The following is a 1,149-nucleotide window of genomic DNA, read 5'->3' as shown; positions in this document are numbered from 1 at the left end:
GGTCGCCACCGCGGATCGACAGGACCCCCGTGATCGAGGCGTCGTGGTGCTCGCCGGCGACGGTGGCGTAGGCCTCGGCCACGAAGGGGGCGAGGCGTCGGGTCAGGTGGTCGCGGGCCGCGACGATCTCGGCACCGAGCCCCACGAGGCGGTCGTCCCAGACGTCGAGCGTCGACAGGGCGTTGGCCTTCGCACCCGTGGCGCGGGCCGACTTCAGCAGGGTGTTCCGCTGCCGGAGCGTGCGGTCGTAGTCGGCGAGCACACCCTGCATCCGCGGCGCGATCTGACCGAGCAGCTCGTCGAGCATCCGGCGTCGCCCGGCCGGTTCGCCCCGCACCAGGGCGAGGTCCTCCGGTGCGAAGAGCACCGACGTGCAGTAGCGCGGCAGCTCCCGCGGCTTGATCGCCGAACGGTTCACCTGCGCACGGTTCGCACCGGTGCGGTTGATCTGCACCTCGGCGAGGATGCTGCGGTCTTCGTGCGCGAGTCGAGCCCGGACGATCGCGGCGTCACAACCCTGGCGGACGAGCGCTGCGTCGGTGGGGACGCGGTGCGAGCCGAGGGTGGAGAGGTACCCGATCGCCTCGACCAGGTTGGTCTTGCCCTGTCCGTTGCGTCCGACGAACAGGTTCGGCCCGCGTGCGAGGTCGACGTCCGCCTCCCGGTAGTTCCGGAAGTCGGTCAGTTGGAGATGGTCGACGTGCACGCGGGCCGAGGCCGGGTTCCCCCGGGAAGTCCTAGGACTTCTTGACGGCGTGACCGCCGAACTGGTTGCGGAGCGCCGCGACGGCCTTCATCGTCGGCGAGGCACTGCCCTGGCGCGAGACGAAGCGCGCGAAGATCGACGCCGAGAGCGCCGGCATCGGCACGGCGAGCTCGATGCCCTCTTCCAGCGTCCAGCGACCCTCGCCCGAGTCCTCGACGTAGCCCTCGAGCTCGTCGAGCTTCGGGTCTTCGTTCAGGGCGAGGACCATGAGGTCGAGCAGCCAGGAACGGACGACCGTTCCGCGCTGCCACCCGGCGAACACGGCGGGGACGTCGGTGATGAGGTCCTTGGCCTCGAGGAGCTCGTAGCCCTCGCCGTACGCCTGCATGATCGCGTACTCGATGCCGTTGTGGAACATCTTCGCCTACTGGCCGGCGCCGATC

General features: G+C 70.1%; 1 protein-coding gene and 1 pseudogene. Both read right to left on the bottom strand.

All coding sequences use genetic code 11. The features are described from left to right. Window positions 1-706 (bottom strand): DNA replication/repair protein RecF (gene recF / locus BACI9J_RS24035; protein WP_159736808.1); only part of this gene is annotated, 706 nt, incomplete at its 3' end. A 31-nt stretch (window positions 707-737) separates the two neighbouring features. Beyond that, window positions 738-1,130, bottom strand: a pseudogene (locus BACI9J_RS24030) (6-phosphogluconate dehydrogenase); the annotation flags it as partial. Window positions 1,131-1,149 lie beyond the last annotated feature (19 nt).

Origin of the sequence: Arthrobacter sp. 9V (assembly GCF_902506065.1) — a bacterium.
Classification (GTDB): Bacteria; Actinomycetota; Actinomycetes; order Actinomycetales; family Micrococcaceae; genus Arthrobacter.
Note: the sequence above shows the minus strand (reverse complement) of the source record. Positions and strands in the feature narration are given on the sequence as shown.